The organism is Bradyrhizobium erythrophlei (assembly GCF_900129505.1).
Classification (GTDB): Bacteria; Pseudomonadota; Alphaproteobacteria; order Rhizobiales; family Xanthobacteraceae; genus Bradyrhizobium; species Bradyrhizobium erythrophlei_D.
Window position 1 is genome coordinate 2889066 of the sequence record NZ_LT670818.1, and the last position, 17158, is coordinate 2906223.

Genomic DNA, 17158 nt, shown 5'->3' on the forward strand with positions numbered 1-17158 from the left:
TCCCATGACCGCGCAGCCGCTGCTCGACGTCAACGATCTTACGGTGGAGTTCGCCACAAGGCGCGGCATCGTCAAAGCGGTGCAGCACGTCAATATTTCCGTGGCCAAGGGCGAAACGCTCGGCATCGTCGGCGAGTCCGGCTCCGGCAAGTCCGTCACCTCCTATGCAGTGATGCGGATTCTCGACCGCGCCGGAAAAATCGCCGAGGGCTCGGTGATGTTCTCCGGCATCGACGTCAAGACCGCCAGCGAAGACCAGATGCGCGACCTGCGCGGCCGCGAAATCTCGATGATCTTCCAGAATCCGCGCGCGGCGCTCAATCCGATCCGCAAAGTGGGCGACCAGATCGAGGACGTGCTGCGCCAGCACGTGCAGCAGGCGACAGTGACCGACCGCGGCGAGAAGGCGATCGAGGCGCTCGAGCAGGTCAAGATTGCCCGTCCCCGCGAACGCTATCACGCCTATCCGTTCGAACTGTCCGGCGGCATGTGCCAGCGCGTAGTGATCGCGCTGGCGCTGGCCTGCAATCCACAGCTTCTGATCGCGGACGAGCCGACCACCGGCCTCGACGTCACCACGCAGAAGGCGGTGATGGACCTGATCGTCGAGCTGACCAGGAGCCGCGGTATGGCGACGATCCTGATCACCCACGATCTCGGTCTCGCCGCGGCCTATTGCGACCGCGTGGTGGTGATGGAAAAGGGCAAGGTGGTGGAAACCGCGCTGTCGGCCGACATCTTCGCCAATCCCCAGCACGCCTACACCAAGAAGCTGATGCGCGCGACGCCGCGGCTCGGCGTCTCCCTGCGCGATCTGTTGCCGGAGGAGGAGGCGGCCGCGCTTCCTTCTCTAACCTCGCCCCGCGCACCAACCGTCATGGCCGGGCTTGACCCGGCCATCCATCCTTCTTCAAAAGACTTTTCTCCAGAAGAGATGGACCCCCGGGTCAGGCCCGGGGGTGACGAAAGTGCAAAACCGCTTCTCCGCGTCGAGAAACTCGTAAAGGAATATCCTCGGCAGGGCGCCACGGCGACGTTCGCAAAACTGTTCTCGCGCAAGCCGCCGGTCGAGCCCGAACAGTTCCGCGCGGTCGACGGCATCAGCTTTTCCGTCGGCCATGGCGAGAGCGTCGGGCTGGTCGGCGAATCCGGCTGCGGCAAGTCCACCACCTCGATGATGGTGATGCGGCTCTTGGACCAGACCTCGGGCCGCATCGTGTTCGACGGCGACGAGATCGGCGCCATCCTGCCCAACGCGTTTGCGCGGCTGCCGCTGCGCAAGAGCATCCAGATGGTGTTCCAGGACCCGACCGACAGTCTCAATCCGCGCTTTACGGCGGCGCGCGCCATCGTCGACCCGATCATGCAACTCGGCGACATCAGGGGCCGCGACGCGCTGCGTGCCCGCTGCGAGGAACTGGCGGGTCTGGTCGGCCTGCCCATCAACCTGCTCGACCGGTTCCCGCATCAATTGTCGGGCGGACAGAAGGCCCGCGTCGGCATCGCGCGCGCCATCGCGCTGCATCCGAAGCTGGTGATTCTGGACGAGCCGACCGCGGCGCTCGACGTCTCGGTGCAGGCGGTGGTATTGAATTTGCTTCAGGATTTGAAGCAGTCCATGGGCATGAGCTATTTATTCGTGTCGCATGATTTGAATGTGGTGCGCCTGTTATGCGATCGTGTCATTGTGATGCGATCGGGGCGAATCGTGGAACAGGGTCCGTCGGAACGCGTATTGGGCGATCCGCAGGATGCCTATACAAAGGAGCTGCTGACGGCGATCCCGCATCCGCCGTTGCCGGTTCACTGAAGGGTACGAGTACTGGGAGAATGATGGCCGCTGATCCGCTTGATGAGTATATCGACGCCGTATCCAAGGCGCTGGCGATGCCGGTTGAGGATGCCTGGAAGCCGGCGGTGAAGGCTAATCTGGAAGTGTCGCTGCGGCTGGCCCGGCTGGTCGATGAATTTGCGCTGTCCGATGAAACCGAGCCAGCCAGTGTCTTTGCAGCGTGATCCTGCCATGACCGCGGATCGTGACGGGCTGTCGGCCGCGGAAATCGCATCCGCCGTAGCGGGACAGAGGCTCTCGGCGCTCGGCGTGACCGAGGCGGCGCTGGCGCGGATCGCCAAGTATGATCCCATCCTGAATTCCTTCACCGATGTGACCGCGGACCGCGCGCGCGCCAAGGCCCGCAGCGTCGATGCGGCGATCGCCGCCGGGAAGAACGCCGGCCCGCTCGCCGGCGTGCCGTTCGCGGTGAAGAACCTGTTTGACGTGCAGGGGCTGCCGACCCGCGCTGGATCGAAGATCAACCGTGACTTAAAACCGTCGCCGCGCGACGCCACGCTGATCGAACGCATGGAGGCGGCCGGCGCGGTCATGGTCGGCGCGCTCAACATGGGCGAATACGCCTACGACTTCACCGGCGAGAATGTGCACGACGGTCCGTCGCGCAATCCGCATGACGTGACGCGAATGACCGGCGGCTCCTCGGGCGGTTCCGGCGGCGCGGTCGGGGCTGCGCTGGTGCCGCTGGCGCTGGGGTCGGACACCAACGGCTCGATCCGGGTGCCGTCGTCGTTCTGCGGCATTTTCGGGTTGAAGCCGACCTATGGAAGGCTGTCGCGCGCCCGCTCGTTTCCCTTTGTCTTCAGCTTCGATCATCTCGGCCCGTTCGCGCGCAACGTCAGTGATCTCGCGCTGGCCTACGACGCGATGCAGGGGCCCGATGCGGAAGACGCCGCGTGCACGACGCGCCCTGCCGAGCCGGTGGTGCCGCTGCTGGCGCAGGATATCGGGGCGTTGCGGATCGCGATTGCCGGCGGCTATTTCCAGAAGAACGTTTTCCCGGAAGCCGTCGAGGCCGTCGCGCGGGTCGCCAGGGCGCTCGGCGCCACCCGCACCGTTGAAATTCGCGAGGCCGCGCGCGCGCGCGCCGCGGCCTATGTCATCACGACAAGCGAAGGCGCCTCGCTGCATCTCGACCGGCTGCGCCGGCGGCCGAACGATTTCGATCCGGCGGTGCGCGACCGCCTGATCGCGGGGGCCATGATCCCGGCGCCACTGATCGACCGCGCGCAGAAATTCCGCCGCTGGTACCGCGCCCAGATGATGGAATTGTTCAAATCCGTCGACGTCATCATCGCGCCGGCGACGCCCTGCGTCGCGCCGAAACTCGGACAGGCGACCTTCGTGCTCGACGGCGTCGAGCTTCCGGTGCGCGCCAATATAGGCATTCACACCCAGCCGATTTCCTTCATCGGATTGCCTGTTGTCGCGGTGCCTGTCCCGCTCGAGCCGATGCCGATCGGCGTGCAGATCATCGCCGCGCCCTGGCGTGAGGACATCGCATTGCGCGTCGCTTACGCGCTGGAGCGCGCCGGCGTGGTGTCCGCGCCGCCGCCAAGGGGAATTTAGCCATGCAGGTCGATCTCCCCGATGTGCTGGCCGAGGTGACCGCGCAGTTCGAGCGCTACGAGAAGGCGCTGGTCGCAAACGACGTCGCCGTGCTCGACGAATTGTTCCACGACGATGCCCGCACGCTGCGCTACGGCATCGGCGAAAATCTCTACGGCTATGGCGCGATCACGGCGTTTCGCGCGGCGCGCTCGCCGGTCGGGCTGATGCGCCGGACCGCAAAGACCGTGATCACGACCTATGGCCGCGACACCGCGGTGGCCTCGACGCTGTTCTATCGCGATACCGCGCCCGGCAAGGTCGGGCGCCAGATGCAGACCTGGGTGCGGTTTGGACAGCGGTGGAAAATCGTCGCCGCCCATGTCAGCATCATCGATGAAGCACGGGATCAGAAGACATGAGCCTGGACGATCTTCCGACCGGGACTCCCGCGCGTCCGGCCGCCGAGGCCGAGACCGTGGTTCGCCGCGTTGACCGCGCTTCGCCCTATCCGGACAAGATCACGCGCGCCGAGGAGCTTCGCCTGCAACTGGCGGACGAGATCGTGCGCGGCACGCTGCCGCCGGGATCAGCGCTCGACGAAACCGAAATCGCAAAACGCTTCAACGTGTCGCGCACGCCGGTGCGCGAGGCGCTGCGCCAGCTCGTGGCCTCGGGCCTGGTCGATGCGCGGGCGCATCGGGGTGCTGTGGTGGCGCGGCCCTCGATCGAACGGCTGACCGGGATGTTCGAGGCGATGGCGGAACTGGAGGCGATGTGCGCGGGGCTAGCCGCGGAACGAATGTCGCCGACCGATCGCCAGCGGCTGGAGGCCGTTCACGAGGAATTGCGGGTGCTGAGCTATGCCGGCAATCCGGACCGGTTTCACGAAGTCAACGAGCGCTTTCACAACACGATCTATGCCGGTTCGCAAAACACCTATATCGCCGAAATCACGCTGGCGACGCGAGTGCGGGTGCAGCCGTTCCGCCGCGCCCAGTTCCGCAATCTGGGCCGGCTGGCGAAATCGCATGCCGAACACGATCGCGTCGTGGTCGCAATCCTGCGCGGCGACAAGACTGGTGCTGCGGCGGCGATGCGGGCCCATATCGAACTGGTGCGCGACGAATACGAGATCTACGCGGTATCGGTGTAAGTAGGCGAATGGGGAGTAGCGAATAGCGAATGGGATTTTTTCTTCGCTATTAGCTACTCGCCATTCGCGTCTCGTCACCCCGCCGCGGCTTCCGCCACGAACGCGCGCCAGCCGCCGAACGCGGAAATCTCGCGGGCGCCGGCGACATCGGCGGCCTCGACGATAAAACCCTTGACGCTGCGGCCGTCGGCGAGGCGCACGGTGCCGATCGACAGCGGCGGCGGAACGGCGGCGACGAATTTCCCGAATGCCGCGGGCGGCAGCGCCCAGATCTCCAGCTCGATCGAGGATCCCGTTCCCGCTTCCACGCGAAGCATGCCGGGTTTCGGCGGCGCGGTTTTGAGCGCATAGAGTTTGTAGTCCGCAGCGGTGCTTGCGGCCTCCAGCAACCGCCCGCCGAGCGTCTTCAATTCGCCGTTCAGCGCCATGCCGGAGAGATGCGCGCCCACCACCGCGATGGCGATTTCATCGCCTCTGAGACCCGAAGGCAGCGTCGGGAGTGGCGGCTGCGGCAGGTTGTTGGCGCCCATCGGCAATCTGGTATCGGCATGAAAGACGCGGCCGATCGAGGCGAGCTGCGCATCCTGGCCTGCGGGCGCAAGCAGCGTGATGCCGAACGGGACGCCGTCGGCGCGCATCGCCGCCGGCAATGCGAGCCCGCAGAGGTCGAGCAGATTGACGAAATTGGTGTAGGTGCCGAGCCTGGAATTGAGTTCGATCGGATTGGCCAGCACCTGCGCGGTCGAATACACCGTCGGCGCGGTCGGCAGCACCAGCGCGTCGATGCCGGCGAAGGCGTGCTCGGCTACCTTGCGCAGGCCCTGCAGCCGGTACAGCGCCGCAAACGTGTCGGCGGCGGAAAGCCGCGCGCCGGCGATGGTGATCTCGCGCGTTACCGGATGGATCGCGTCCGGCGACGATGCCAAGAGATCGCGGATCACCAGATAGCGTTCCGCCACCCACGGCCCTTCATAAAGCAGCCGCGCGGTTTCATAAAGCGGTTCGATATCGAAATCGACCAGCGTGGCGCCGAGCGCAGTCCAGCGCTTCAGGGACTCGCCAAAGGCAGCCTCCGCGGACTTGTCGCCGAAGAAAATCAACTGGCCGCTGCGCGGCACGCCCAGCCTGAGATGGGCGGGAAAAGCGCCGAGCTGCGCCAGCGGTCGGTCGCGCGAATAGGGGTCGGCGGAATCCGGACCGGCCATGACCGAAAGCGCGGTCATGGCGTCGTCGACGGTGAGCGAGAACACCGAGACGCAATCCAGCGTCCGGCAGGCCGGCACCAGCCCCGCGGTCGAGATCAGCCCCAGGCTCGGCTTCAGCCCGACGATGTTGTTGAGCATCGCGGGTACGCGGCCGCTTCCCGCGGTATCGGTGCCGAGCGCCAGCGGCACCAGCCCGGTCGACACGGCAACCGCCGAGCCCGAACTCGAGCCGCCCGGAACGAGATCGGCCCGCAGTGGATTTTTGGGAATGCCGTAAGGCGAGCGCACGCCGACGAGACCGGTGGCGAACTGGTCGAGATTGGTCTTGCCGATCATGATGGCGCCGGCCGCGCGCAGCCGCGCCACCGAGGTCGCGTCGCGCGCCGGCGTATAGGCAAAGGCCGGGCAGGCCGAGGTGGTAGGCAGGCCCGCGACGTCGATATTGTCCTTCACCGCGACGGGGATGCCGAACAGCGGAAGCTGTGCCGCGTCCTTCCTGGCGGCAAGCCGCTCGGCTTCCGCCAGCGCCTGCTTCTCGTCGCGCAGGCTGATGAAGATGGCGGGATCGTTGTGATCGCGAATCCGCGCAAAACTGCGCGCCACGGTTTGCGCGGGCGACAGGATACCGGCGCGGTGCGCGGCGAGGATCGCAGTGACGGTTTCAGTCACGCGCGGCTCCGATTCGGGACCGACTCTATCGGCAGGTGCGGCATGGGCGTCTTTCGAATTCGCGGTGGGTTTGCCATACTGACTGCACTCCGGGGCAGGCGGAAATCATCGCCCAATCGAAGCAAGCGGTGTGCCATTGTGTACATGAAAATAGCACCGCCAAACCGGGATAATCATCTCGAGATTTCAGACGGTTGAGCGCATTTGAGGGAAGGGTTCGCGACGCCTGCGTCAGGTAGCGCACATCGAATTTGCTTATTTTATGAGCAGATTATCCCCGAAACCACATCGTTCCCGCGACTTCGCAACATGCGCAGCCGGCCCGTCGCCGGCAAGTGCGCTGTTCGATCTTCCGGATGCGCCCTGAGTCGATTTCGCCAGGGTCTGCTACTTCCTGGCTGCCGCCTTGACGGCCTTGGCTGTCTGAGCCGTCGCGTTCTGCGCCTGCGCGATCATGTGTTCGGCGATCAATTCGGCGGTAAAACGGCTGATCGTGTCCTGGTCGGTGATGATCGACTGCGTATTGTTCTGCGCCTTATAGCCCTTCGCCTTGACGTTGAACGCACTGCCTACCGCAGCACCTTCCCCCGACGCCGACCAGTTGGTCGATCCCTCACCCGCGACCTTGCCGTCGGCAACGAAACCCTTGGTGTGGCTGATTTGGTGCGTCAGGGACTGGCCAATGGCCACATGGGTATTGAACAGCGCGAGGTCCAGCTTTCTGTCGGCGTCCAGCAGGGCTTTCTCGTGCGTTCCGCTGGCCTGGCTCTTGTCCAGCGTAACCAGCATGGTGATGGTTTTGTCCATCGCGATCTTCTTCAGGATTTCGTTGAGTTCATCATCGTCGAAACCGAACATGTTCAAATAGAGCGAAACGCTGACCCGCGACAGCACGTGCTTGAGGATGCTGTGGACGTCATCGCGCCCGACATAGAACAAATGAAAGTCCTTGCTGGCCGTGGTCGCGTAGACTTTTTCCTGGGTGTACGGCTGCAGGTCGGTGAGGTCGAACCGCTGTAGGCTCACCGAGGGAAGGTCGATGGCATTGGTGACGGTGGATTTGGGCGGGGTCAGCTCGGCCTCAGGCGTTGCCACCACCGCCATCGGCGCTGCTGCGACCGGCGCGGCAACTGGCGGCGACACTGGCGTCGCTGCCGCGGCTGGCGTTTTTCGCGGGCTGGCTTTTTTCGGAGCGGCTTTTTTGGACGCCTTCTTGACTGCTGCTTTCTTCGCCATGACGCGGCCTCCCTCGAGGTTCCCACGCTAAAGGCGCACCGGCGGAGCTGTCAATCTGCAATTGTGAAGAGAAGAAACACACCCACCGGCGATGACGGCGGGATTTGCGCGTCAGCGCACCACCTTGCTGCTGCCTTGGGTGATCAGCCGCGCGGCGCGCTGGTCGCGGGCGTGGATCCACAGCCAGCTCAGCGCGACGCTGAGCCGGTTGCGCAGGCCGATCAGGAAATAGATGTGCGCGATGCCCCAGATCCACCAGGCAATGGCGCCGCGCAGTTTGAAGCGGCCGAAATCGATCACCGCCTTGTGCTTGCCGATCTGCGCCAGGCTGCCGGAATGTTTGTAACGGAACGGCGCCGGCGCTTCGCCGCGCAGCCGCGCCTTGATCACCGCGGCGACATAGCGGCCCTGCTGCTTGGCTGCCGGCGCGATGCCGGGGACCGGCTTGCCGTCGGGACCTTTGACAAAAACGGTATCGCCGATGGCAAAGATATCGGGATGGCCGGGAACGGTGAGATCGGCATTGACCTCAAGGCGGCCGGCGCGATCGGCGGGCGCACCGAGCCATTCGGCGGCGGGCGAGGCGCGCACGCCGGCGGCCCAGATCAGGGTCCTGGCCTGCAGGCATTGACCGCCATACACCACGCCGTCAGCCGAACATTCGGTGACCGCCTGTCCGAGCACGACTTCGACGCCGAGGCTTTGCAGCGAGCGCTGCGCGTAGGCCGACAGATCGTCGGGAAAGCCCGCCAGCACGCGGGGGCCTGCCTCGATCAGCACCACGCGCGCCTTGTGGGTGTCGATGTTGCGGAAGTCCGGCGGCAAGGTTTGTTGCGCCAGTTCCGCGATGGTGCCGGCGAGTTCGACGCCGGTCGGGCCGGCGCCGACAATAACGAAGGTCAACAGCGCCGCGCGCCGCTCCGGATCGCTCTCGCGCTCGGCGCGCTCGAAGGCGACGAGAATGCGCCGCCGCAGCGTAGTGGCGTCTTCCAGCGTCTTCAGGCCCGGCGCGAACGGCTCCCATTCGTCATGGCCGAAATAAGCGTGCCGCGCCCCGGTGGCGAGAACGAGCGTGTCGTAGGGCACGGCGTCGCCGTCTTCGAGCAGCACGCGTTTATGTTCCGCATCGACCCCGCTCACCGTGGCGAACAGGGTCGTGACCTCCTGGCGGCCACGCAGGAGATAGCGGATCGGCCAGGCGATCTCCGAGGTCGCCAGCGACGCGGTGGCGACCTGGTACAACAGCGGCTGGAACAGATGATGATTGCGCCGGTCGATCAGGGTGATCGAGACCGGGGCACCGGCAAGCCAATGGGTCGTCTCCAGTCCGCCGAAGCCGGCGCCGACGATCACCACGCGATGGGGGGGCGGCGGACGCGGCGTGTCGGTCGTCATGGGTGTTGGCCTTCGGTTGTCGGACGTCTCCATACCCTTGATTGATGTAGGCGTTTTGCGGTCCCGGTCCAAGGCCGATTGTCTAATCGAACGATAGCGAAAGCCTATCATCGGCGGTGGACATCGGCGGCACAGGCATCTCAGCCACGGTCTGGCGATGGTTCAAGCGCGAGGCGTTGCCGCACCGGCAGCCACATCCCCGCAACGGCTCCCAGCATGGACAGCGCGGCGGCAAGCAGCATCGCGGCGGCAAAACCCGCGCTGAAAGCCGCGGGCGTGTCGACCGACCCTCTCGCGGAGAACACCGTGACCAAAGCGGCGATACCGAACATGCCGCCGAGAAAGCGCCCCATGTTGAAGACGCCGGACGCCTTGCCCATTTCGGCCACGGCAACCGAACCCATGATTGCATTCTGGGCCGCCGGCATCGCCATCGACACGCCGACGCCGGCGAGGACCAGCGGCGCGACCAGGCTCGAATAGGCCACGCCTGGTGAGATGATCATCGCGATCCAGCCAAGTCCGATGGCCTGCATCGACAGGCCCAGCACGACCAGCCGCCGTTCGCCGAACTTGTTGACGGCGGTGCCCGCGATCGGCGCCGTCATGAACAGCGTCGCGGTCCAGGGCAACAGCCGCAGGCCGGCGCCGAGCGGCCCATAGCCGAGCGAGGTCTGCAGAAATTGCGGCAGCAGGAATAGCACGCCGTACATCGCCGCGTAAAACAGCAGGCTTGCGGTGATGCCCGATGAAAATGCGCTCGATTTGAATAGCCGCATCGGCACCATTGGCGCCGGCGCGCGTAGTTCCCAGGCGACGAAGGCGATCGCCAACAGCGCCCCCCCGGCGAACGCCGCGATCACTTCGCCACTGGTCCATCCCGCGGGATTACCACGCAGCAGGCCCCACACCAGCGAAAGCGCAGCGGCCGCGACGATCACGAGGCCCGGAATATCCAACGCGACCTTTGGCCCAAAACTCTCGCGAAGCCGCGCAAGCACCAAGGCGATGGCGATCGCGCCAATCGGAAGATTGATCCAGAAGATCCACCGCCACCCGAAATTCTCGGTGATGAAGCCGCCGATCGCGGGACCGATAATGAGGGCAAATCCGGTCACGCCGCTGAAGATGCCGAGCGCGCGGGCGCGCTCTTCTTTGGCAAAGGCGGCGCTGAGGATCGCCATCGCGAGCGGCATCACCAAGGCGGCTCCTGCCCCCTGAACGGATCGTGCCGCGATCAGCGCCGCCGCGCCGGCCGACAGGGCGCATGCCGCGGAAGCGACGGCGAACAGGAAAATGCCGGCGGCGAACATCCGGCGGCGGCCGAAACGGTCGCCCAGCGCAGCTCCAGTCAGGAGCAGTACCGCGAAGGCGAGATTGTAGCTATTTACCGTCCATTGCAGCGTCTCGACCGATGCGCCGAGGTCGCGGCGGATGGTTGCAAAGGCCGTGGTGATGACCTGCGCATCCAGCGCCATCATGAAGGATGCCAGCGCGGTCACGCCAAGCGTCCAGTTCTTGCTGCCCTTCGCGTCATGTTCCTGCATTCCGTCTCTCCGCTTTTGACCGCGTCATGCGGTGCCTCGCGGACAGGACGAACGGGAATTGGCGAAGGATACCGTCGGAAAATATTTCTTTGCGACCGGATCCTTTCCCGGTTGTCGAACGTCTGGGGGTCGAGAAGCAATGAAATTGCGCCACCAAACCGAAGGAGAACATGATGAAACGGACCCTGATCAGGTATAAGACCAAACCCGATATGGCCGACAGGAATGCGGAGTTGATCGCTGGCGTGTTCGCGGAGCTGAAAGCTGCGAAGCTCGAGGGCGTTCGTTATCTTTCGCTGCGCCTCGACGACGATACGTTCGTGCATTTCGTCGAGACCGAAGCCGATTCCGGCAGTGCGCTGCCGGGATTGGCCGCTTTCAAGGCGTTCCAGAACGGAATTCGCGAGCGTTGCATCGAGCCGCCGCAGCCCGGCGGCGTCACCATCGTCGGCAATTACCGGATGCTGGCCGAACCATAGGCGTGATGTCGGGAGACAGAATGGAAACGGCTCCAGATCCACCAGATATCGACGGCCTGCTCGCCGAAATGCGCCCGCAGTTGCATCGCTACTGCGCGCGCATGGTGGGCTCGGTGATCGATGGCGAGGACGTGCTGCAGGACGCGCTGATCAAGGCAGTGGAATCGTTTTCACTCCAAGGCGAAATCGGCAATCCCAGGGGCTGGCTGTTTCGGATCGCGCACAACACTGCGCTCGATTTTCTGCGCCGCCGCAACCGGCAGGAAGCGCTGCGGTCGGGCCAGGAGGTGGACATGATCGCCGACCCGGCCGACACCATCCTCAGCCGCGAGATCGCCGGCGCAAGCCTGCGCACCTTCATGCGGCTTCCGGTCGCCCAGCGCTCCAGCGTGATCCTGATGGATGTGCTCGGCTGCTCGTTGAGGGAAGTCTGCGAGGTGATGGATTTCAGCCTGCCGGCGGTGAAGGCAGCGCTGCATCGCGGCCGCGCCCAGCTTCGCGAGCTGGCGGAGCAGCCGGACGATTTGCCGCAGCCGGAATTGCCGAAGGCCGAGCGCGACCGGCTCGGCGCCTATGTGGCGCACTTCAATGCGCACGATTTCGACGCCATCCGCGCGATGATTGCGGACGATGTGCGGCTCGAACTTGTCAACAAGACGCGCCTGAGCGGCAAGACCGAGGTCTCCAGGTATTTCGGAAATTATTCCGGGGTCGCCGATTGGCATCTGGTGCCGGGCCTGGTGGAAGGCCGGCCGGCCATCCTGGTATTCGATCCCGACCAGCCGGGTGCCGCGCCGAAATATTTCATGCTGCTGCAATGGTCCGGCGGCAAGGTCGCCAATATCCGCGACTTCCGCCACGCGCCTTACGTCATCGACGGCGCCGAATACCGGATCTGACGCGCCGCTGAGCCGCCGGCGCCGGATAGCCATTCGAGTTCGATCTTGCCCGCGAGGCTGTAATAGCCGTGGCCCATTGCCGGCGGCGTCGGCTGAAAAACATTCTGCCCGTTGCGATTTCGCCGCCGGGCCGACTCCCGTTCAACGGAATTATAATTCTTGCCATCGCCAGTTCATGCGAATTATGGTGCATAAAGTGCTGCAATAGAGCCGAAGGTTCTAAGGCGGACGCTCGGTTCGGGCTTGCTGCGAGCCGGAGATTTCGCGCACAACACCGGTGAGGTGGATAGCGCGCGGCGTCGGCCGTGCTGCCTGACAGCGGATCGGCCGGCTCAACCGGATTGGTTTAGATAATGAGGGAGGGGAGACGAATATGAAGAGAGCATTTTGGCTGGCGGGCGCGATGGCGTTCGTGCTGGCAAGTCCCGCGCTGGCGGGGGATACCGTCAAGATCGGCTTTGTCTCGACGTTCAGCGGCCCGACCGCCGTGATCGGCAACGACATGCGCAATTCGTTCGAGCTCGCGCTCGATCATCTGGGCCGCAAGATGGGCGGCAAGCCGGTCGAGGTGATCTACGAGGACGATGGACAGAAGCCGGATGTCGGCAAGCAGAAGACCGAAAAACTGGTGCAGTCCGACAAGGTGGATTTCATCGCCGGCTACATCTGGTCAAACGTGCTGCTCGCCTCGCTCAAGACGGCAGTCGATTCCCAGACCTTCCTGATCTCGGCCAACGCCGGACCCTCGCAGCTCGCCGGCGATCTGTGCTCGCCTTATGTGTTCTCGACCTCCTGGCAGAACGACCAGACGCCAGCGGCGATGGGCCTCTACATGAACCAGAAGGGCGTCAAGTCGGTGTTCCTGATCGGCCCGAATTATGCGGCCGGCAAGGACATGCTGGCCGGCGTCAAGAGCACCTTCAAGGGCGAGATCAAGGGCGAGGAATATACGGTGTGGCCGAGCCAGCTCGATTTCTCGGCCGAACTGTCAAAGGCGCGTGCGTCCGGTGCGGCATCGATCTTCGTGTTCTATCCAGGCGCTGCCGGCGTGCAGTTCCTCAATCAATATGCGCAAGCCGGGCTCAAGGAACAGATGCCGCTCTACACGGCCTTTACCATCGACGAATTGTCGTTGCCGCTGCAGAAGGACAATGCGATCGGCGTCCCCGGCGCGCAGGAATGGGTGAACGACCTGCCGAACGATCAGAACAAGAAGTTCGTCGCCGATTACCGCAAGAAGTATCCCAATTTGCGCCCGACCTATTACGGCGCGCAGGCCTATGACGCCGCGCAATTGATCAACAGCGCGGTGGTGGCGGCCGGTGGCGACACCAGCAAGAAGGACGCAATGAAGGCGGCGATGGAGAAGGCCGATTTCAAGTCGCTGCGCGGCTCCTTCAAATACGGCAACAACCACATTCCGATCCAGAATTTCTATCTGCAGGACGTGGTCAAGGACGCCGATGGCGCGCTGTCGCTGAAGACGGTCGCTACCATCGTCAAGGACAATCAGGACAACTTCCACGACAAATGCCCGATGAAGTGATCGCGGCGAATGAAAATACAGCGGCGGCGCTCGCGCGCGGCCGCTGTTTTCCTTTCGGCACGTGTTTTGCAGCCCGATTTCAAGACGATGATTTCCAGTCCGGTGGCTTCATCCTTCGAGACGGCGCTTCGCGCCTCCTCAGGATGAGGTCGTCAAACCCTCATGGTGAGGAGCGCGGCAACGCCGCGCGTCTCGAACCACGAGGCCCCCGATGCCGGCTATGATGCGCCACAACCGGAAATGACCTAGAGCGTCCATGCTGCTTGTCGTCGAACAATTCCTGAACGGATTGCAGTTTGGCCTGCTGCTGTTTCTGCTGGCGGCGGGATTGACGCTGGTGTTCGGCATCATGGACTTCGTCAATCTGGCGCACGGCTCGCTCTACATGATGGGCGCCTATTTCGCGGCCACCTTCGTGGCATGGACCGGCAATTTCCTGATCGGCGTGGTGCTGGCGCTGGGTGCTACGCTCCTGCTCGGCATCGTCCTGGAACTCGTGGCGCTGCGGCATCTCTACGGCCGCGACCATCTCGACCATGTGCTGGCGACCTTCGGGCTGATCCTGTTCTTCAATGATGCGGTGCGGCTGATCTGGGGCCCGGCGGGCCTGGCGCTGCCGTTGCCGGCCTGGCTGACGGTGCCGATCCAGGTCGTGCCCGGCGTGTTCTATCCGGCCTATCGGCTGGCGATCATCGTGGTCGCACTGGTGGTCGCGCTGTCGCTCTATATCGTGGTGATGCGGACCCGGCTCGGCATGCTGATCCGGGCCGGCGCGTCGAACCGGGAAATGATCGGCGCGCTCGGCATCAACATCAAGCTGCTCTACACGCTGGTGTTCGGACTCGGTGCGGCGCTCGCCGGTCTCGCCGGGATGATGCAGGCTCCGATCCTCACCGTTCAGATCGGCATGGGCGAGAACATCCTGATCCTGGCCTTCGTCATTATCGTGATCGGTGGTATCGGCTCGATCCGGGGCGCGTTCCTGGCCGCAATCTTCGTCGGCATGATCGATACGCTCGGCCGCGCCTTCCTGCCGGACCTGCTGCGGAAAATATTGAGTTCGGCCGCGGCTTCCACCGCGGCGCCCGCGCTGTCCTCGATGCTGATCTATCTGGTGATGGCGATCGTGCTGGTGGTGCGGCCGGAGGGGCTGTTCCCGGCCAATCGTCGATGAAGGCTTCGTTCAACGTCCGCAACCTTGTCGCGGCGCTGGTGGTCGCCGGCCTGCTGCTGCTTCCGCTCTACACCTCGCTGAGCGGCAATGTGTTCGCGCTGACGCTGTTCACCCGCATCGTGATCTTTGCGCTCGCCGCCGCCAGCCTCAATCTCGTCATGGGCTATGGCGGGATGATGAGTTTTGGGCACGCCGCCTATCTCGGGATCGGTGGCTATGCGGTCGGCATTCTCGCCGCCGAGGGCATAGGCTCCGGTTTTATCCAGTGGCCGGTGGCGCTTCTCGCTTCCGCGCTGTTCGCGCTGGTGATCGGCGCGCTTTCCTTGCGCACCCGCGGCGTCTATTTCATCATGATCACGCTGGCGTTCGCGCAGATGGCCTATTATGTCGCCTCCGGGCTCGCCCGCTACGGCGGCGACGACGGGCTGACCATCTACAAGCGCAGCGATTTCGGCGGACTGATCAATCTGTCGAACAAGGTGCAGTTCTATTATCTCTGCCTGTTCTGCCTGTTCGGCGGCCTCTATTTGATCTGGCGCATCGTCAATTCGCGGTTCGGCATGGTGGTGCAGGGGCTGCGCTCCAATGAAGCACGCATGCAGGCGATCGGCTTTCCCGCCACGCGGTATCGGCTGGTCTGCTTCGTCATTGCCGGCACCATCTGCGGGTTGGCAGGCGCGCTGCTCGCCAACAATACCGACTTCGTCAGCCCGGCCGTGATGTACTGGACCCGCTCCGGCGACCTGATGGTAATGGTGATCCTCGGCGGCATGGGCTCGCTGTTCGGCCCGGTGCTGGGGGCGATCGTCTATCTGATGCTGGAAGAATTCCTGTCGCAGGTGACGGAATACTGGGCCCTCATCCTGGGACCGCTGTTGCTGTTGATCGTGCTGTTCGGGCGCGGCGGCATCGATGGCTTGCTGGGGAGGCTGCGTCATGGCTGAACCCTTGCTCCGCGTGGAAAAACTGGTGCGCCGGTTCGGCGGCATCATCGCGACCGACCACGTCTCGCTCGATGTCGCGAAGGGCGAGTTGCACGCGATCATCGGCCCGAACGGCGCCGGCAAGACCACGCTGATCAGCCAGCTGATCGGACAGCTGACGCCGCATTCCGGCACGATCAGGCTTGCCGGCCGTGACATCACCCATGTGCCGGTCTATCGCCGCAGCGCGCTTGGGCTGGCGCGCTCGTTCCAGATTACCTCGCTGCTGCCTGACTTCACCGCGATCGATAACGTCGCGCTGGCCGCGCAGGCCCGCGACGGGCATTCCTTCCACTTCTGGCGCAGCGCCCGCAAGGTGCCGCATCTGCGCAAGGCCGCGCAGGATGCACTCGACCGGGTCGGGCTCGGGCATCGCGCCGGCATCGTGGTTTCCCGGCTGAGCCATGGCGAACAGCGCGAACTCGAACTCGCGGTCGCGCTGGCGACCCGGCCGCAATTGCTGCTGCTCGACGAGCCGATGGCCGGGCTTGGCGTCACCGAATCCGCGCGCATGGTGCAGCTGTTGCAGGAACTGCGCCGCGAGGTTTCCATCGTGCTGGTCGAGCACGACATGCCGGCGGTGTTCGCGCTCGCCGACCGCATCAGCGTTCTCGTCTATGGCCGCGTCATCGCCTCCGGCACACCGGCGGAAATTCGCGCCAACGACGAGGTCAAGCGCGCCTATCTCGGCGACCAGCACGCGGTGACCAGCCATGGCTGATTTCTTGGCTGATCTCTCGGCTGATCTGGCGCCGCTGCTCGAGATCGATGGTATCGAGACCTGCTATGGCCTCAGCCAGGTGCTGTTCGGCATGTCGCTACGGGTTCGCTCCGGCGAGATGGTGGCGATGATGGGCCGCAACGGCATGGGCAAGACCACCACCATCCGCTCCATCCTCGGGCTGACGCCGGCGCGCGCGGGCGCGATCCGCTTTGCCGGCGCCGAGGTCAGAAAACTTCCCTCGTTCAGGATCGCGCAATTGGGCATTGGGCTGGTGCCCGAGGGCCGTCAGATCTTTCCGAACCTCACCGTGCGCGAGAATCTCGTCGCGGCTTCGGGCAACCGTCTCGGCAGTCCCGAGCCCTGGACGCTGGAAAAGATCCACGCGCTGTTTCCCCGCCTTGCCGAGCGCGCCAACAACATGGGCAACCAGCTTTCCGGCGGCGAGCAGCAGATGCTGGCGATCGGCCGCGCGCTGATGACCAATCCGAAGCTGTTGATCCTTGACGAAGCCACCGAAGGTCTGGCGCCGCTGATCCGAGACGAAATCTGGAACTGCCTGTCGATGTTGAAAGCCCGCGGCCAGTCGGTGCTGGTGATCGACAAGAACATCGAACACCTCACCCGCATCGCCGACCGCCACTACATCATCGAGCGCGGCAGGGCGGTGTGGAGCGGCACGTCGGAGCAGTTGATCGCCGCGCCGGATTTGCAGCATCGGTATTTGGGGGTGTGAACGGAGCCTGCC

Annotated in this window: 16 protein-coding genes; 12 read left to right on the plus strand and 4 right to left on the minus strand. The window is 64.4% G+C overall.

All coding sequences use genetic code 11. The features are described from left to right. Positions 1-4 precede the first annotated feature (4 nt). From B5525_RS13345 to B5525_RS13365, 5 genes are read left to right on the plus strand one after another with little or no spacing between them, the layout of a single operon-like run. On the plus strand, positions 5-1810 hold the full coding sequence (locus tag B5525_RS13345) for a dipeptide ABC transporter ATP-binding protein (RefSeq protein ID WP_079566423.1): 1806 nt from the start codon (positions 5-7) through the stop codon (positions 1808-1810). Positions 1811-1833: 23 nt separating this feature from the next. Then, positions 1834-2016 (plus strand): DUF4089 domain-containing protein, encoded by a 183-nt coding sequence (locus B5525_RS13350; RefSeq protein ID WP_079573317.1) that lies wholly within the window; start codon positions 1834-1836, stop codon positions 2014-2016. A 7-nt stretch (positions 2017-2023) separates the two neighbouring features. After that, entirely contained in the window at positions 2024-3421 is a 1398-nt protein-coding gene (locus B5525_RS13355) for an AtzE family amidohydrolase (protein WP_079573319.1), read from the plus strand. Between the two features lie 2 nt (positions 3422-3423). Then, positions 3424-3822, plus strand: coding sequence for an oxalurate catabolism protein HpxZ (gene hpxZ / locus B5525_RS13360; RefSeq protein ID WP_079566424.1), 399 nt, complete (start codon positions 3424-3426; stop codon positions 3820-3822). Then, positions 3819-4556 carry a GntR family transcriptional regulator gene (locus B5525_RS13365; RefSeq protein WP_079566425.1) on the plus strand — a complete coding sequence of 246 codons (738 nt, stop codon included), beginning with the start codon at positions 3819-3821 and terminating at the stop codon, positions 4554-4556. The genes hpxZ and B5525_RS13365 overlap by 4 nt, the downstream gene beginning before the upstream one ends. A gap of 74 nt (positions 4557-4630) precedes the next feature. Here B5525_RS13365 and atzF read toward each other — a convergent pair whose 3' ends face one another. From atzF to B5525_RS13385, 4 genes are all read right to left on the minus strand, one after another. Continuing rightward, the gene (gene atzF / locus B5525_RS13370; RefSeq protein WP_079566426.1) at positions 4631-6430 is read right to left on the minus strand and encodes an allophanate hydrolase; all 1800 of its coding nucleotides are present in this window, start codon (positions 6428-6430) and stop codon (positions 4631-4633) included. A 387-nt stretch (positions 6431-6817) separates the two neighbouring features. Beyond that, on the minus strand, positions 6818-7666 hold the full coding sequence (locus tag B5525_RS45825) for a hypothetical protein (RefSeq protein ID WP_197687919.1): 849 nt from the start codon (positions 7664-7666) through the stop codon (positions 6818-6820). A 111-nt stretch (positions 7667-7777) separates the two neighbouring features. Next, entirely contained in the window at positions 7778-9061 is a 1284-nt protein-coding gene (locus B5525_RS13380; protein ID WP_079566427.1) for an NAD(P)/FAD-dependent oxidoreductase, read from the minus strand. 140 nt (positions 9062-9201) lie between these two features. Then, positions 9202-10608 carry a DHA2 family efflux MFS transporter permease subunit gene (locus tag B5525_RS13385; RefSeq protein ID WP_079566428.1) on the minus strand — a complete coding sequence of 469 codons (1407 nt, stop codon included), beginning with the start codon at positions 10606-10608 and terminating at the stop codon, positions 9202-9204. Between the two features lie 173 nt (positions 10609-10781). Between B5525_RS13385 and B5525_RS13390 the strand changes: the two genes are divergently transcribed. The 7 genes from B5525_RS13390 to B5525_RS13420 all read left to right on the plus strand — a co-directional run bounded on the left by B5525_RS13390 (position 10782) and on the right by B5525_RS13420 (position 17146). After that, on the plus strand, positions 10782-11087 hold the full coding sequence (locus B5525_RS13390) for a hypothetical protein (protein WP_079573323.1): 306 nt from the start codon (positions 10782-10784) through the stop codon (positions 11085-11087). Between the two features lie 20 nt (positions 11088-11107). Then, positions 11108-11986, plus strand: a complete 879-nt coding sequence (locus tag B5525_RS13395) for a sigma-70 family RNA polymerase sigma factor (protein ID WP_154073195.1) — start codon at positions 11108-11110, stop codon at positions 11984-11986. A gap of 373 nt (positions 11987-12359) precedes the next feature. Then, positions 12360-13532, plus strand: a complete 1173-nt coding sequence (locus B5525_RS13400; protein ID WP_079566430.1) for an ABC transporter substrate-binding protein — start codon at positions 12360-12362, stop codon at positions 13530-13532. Between the two features lie 256 nt (positions 13533-13788). Further along, positions 13789-14706: a branched-chain amino acid ABC transporter permease gene (locus B5525_RS13405; protein WP_079566431.1), complete on the plus strand. Its 918-nt coding sequence runs from the start codon at positions 13789-13791 to the stop codon at positions 14704-14706. Continuing rightward, positions 14703-15650, plus strand: coding sequence for a branched-chain amino acid ABC transporter permease (locus B5525_RS13410; RefSeq protein ID WP_079566432.1), 948 nt, complete (start codon positions 14703-14705; stop codon positions 15648-15650). The genes B5525_RS13405 and B5525_RS13410 overlap by 4 nt, the downstream gene beginning before the upstream one ends. Next, positions 15643-16410: an ABC transporter ATP-binding protein gene (locus tag B5525_RS13415; protein ID WP_079566433.1), complete on the plus strand. Its 768-nt coding sequence runs from the start codon at positions 15643-15645 to the stop codon at positions 16408-16410. The genes B5525_RS13410 and B5525_RS13415 overlap by 8 nt, the downstream gene beginning before the upstream one ends. Further along, entirely contained in the window at positions 16403-17146 is a 744-nt protein-coding gene (locus B5525_RS13420; protein ID WP_079566434.1) for an ABC transporter ATP-binding protein, read from the plus strand. The genes B5525_RS13415 and B5525_RS13420 overlap by 8 nt, the downstream gene beginning before the upstream one ends. Positions 17147-17158 lie beyond the last annotated feature (12 nt).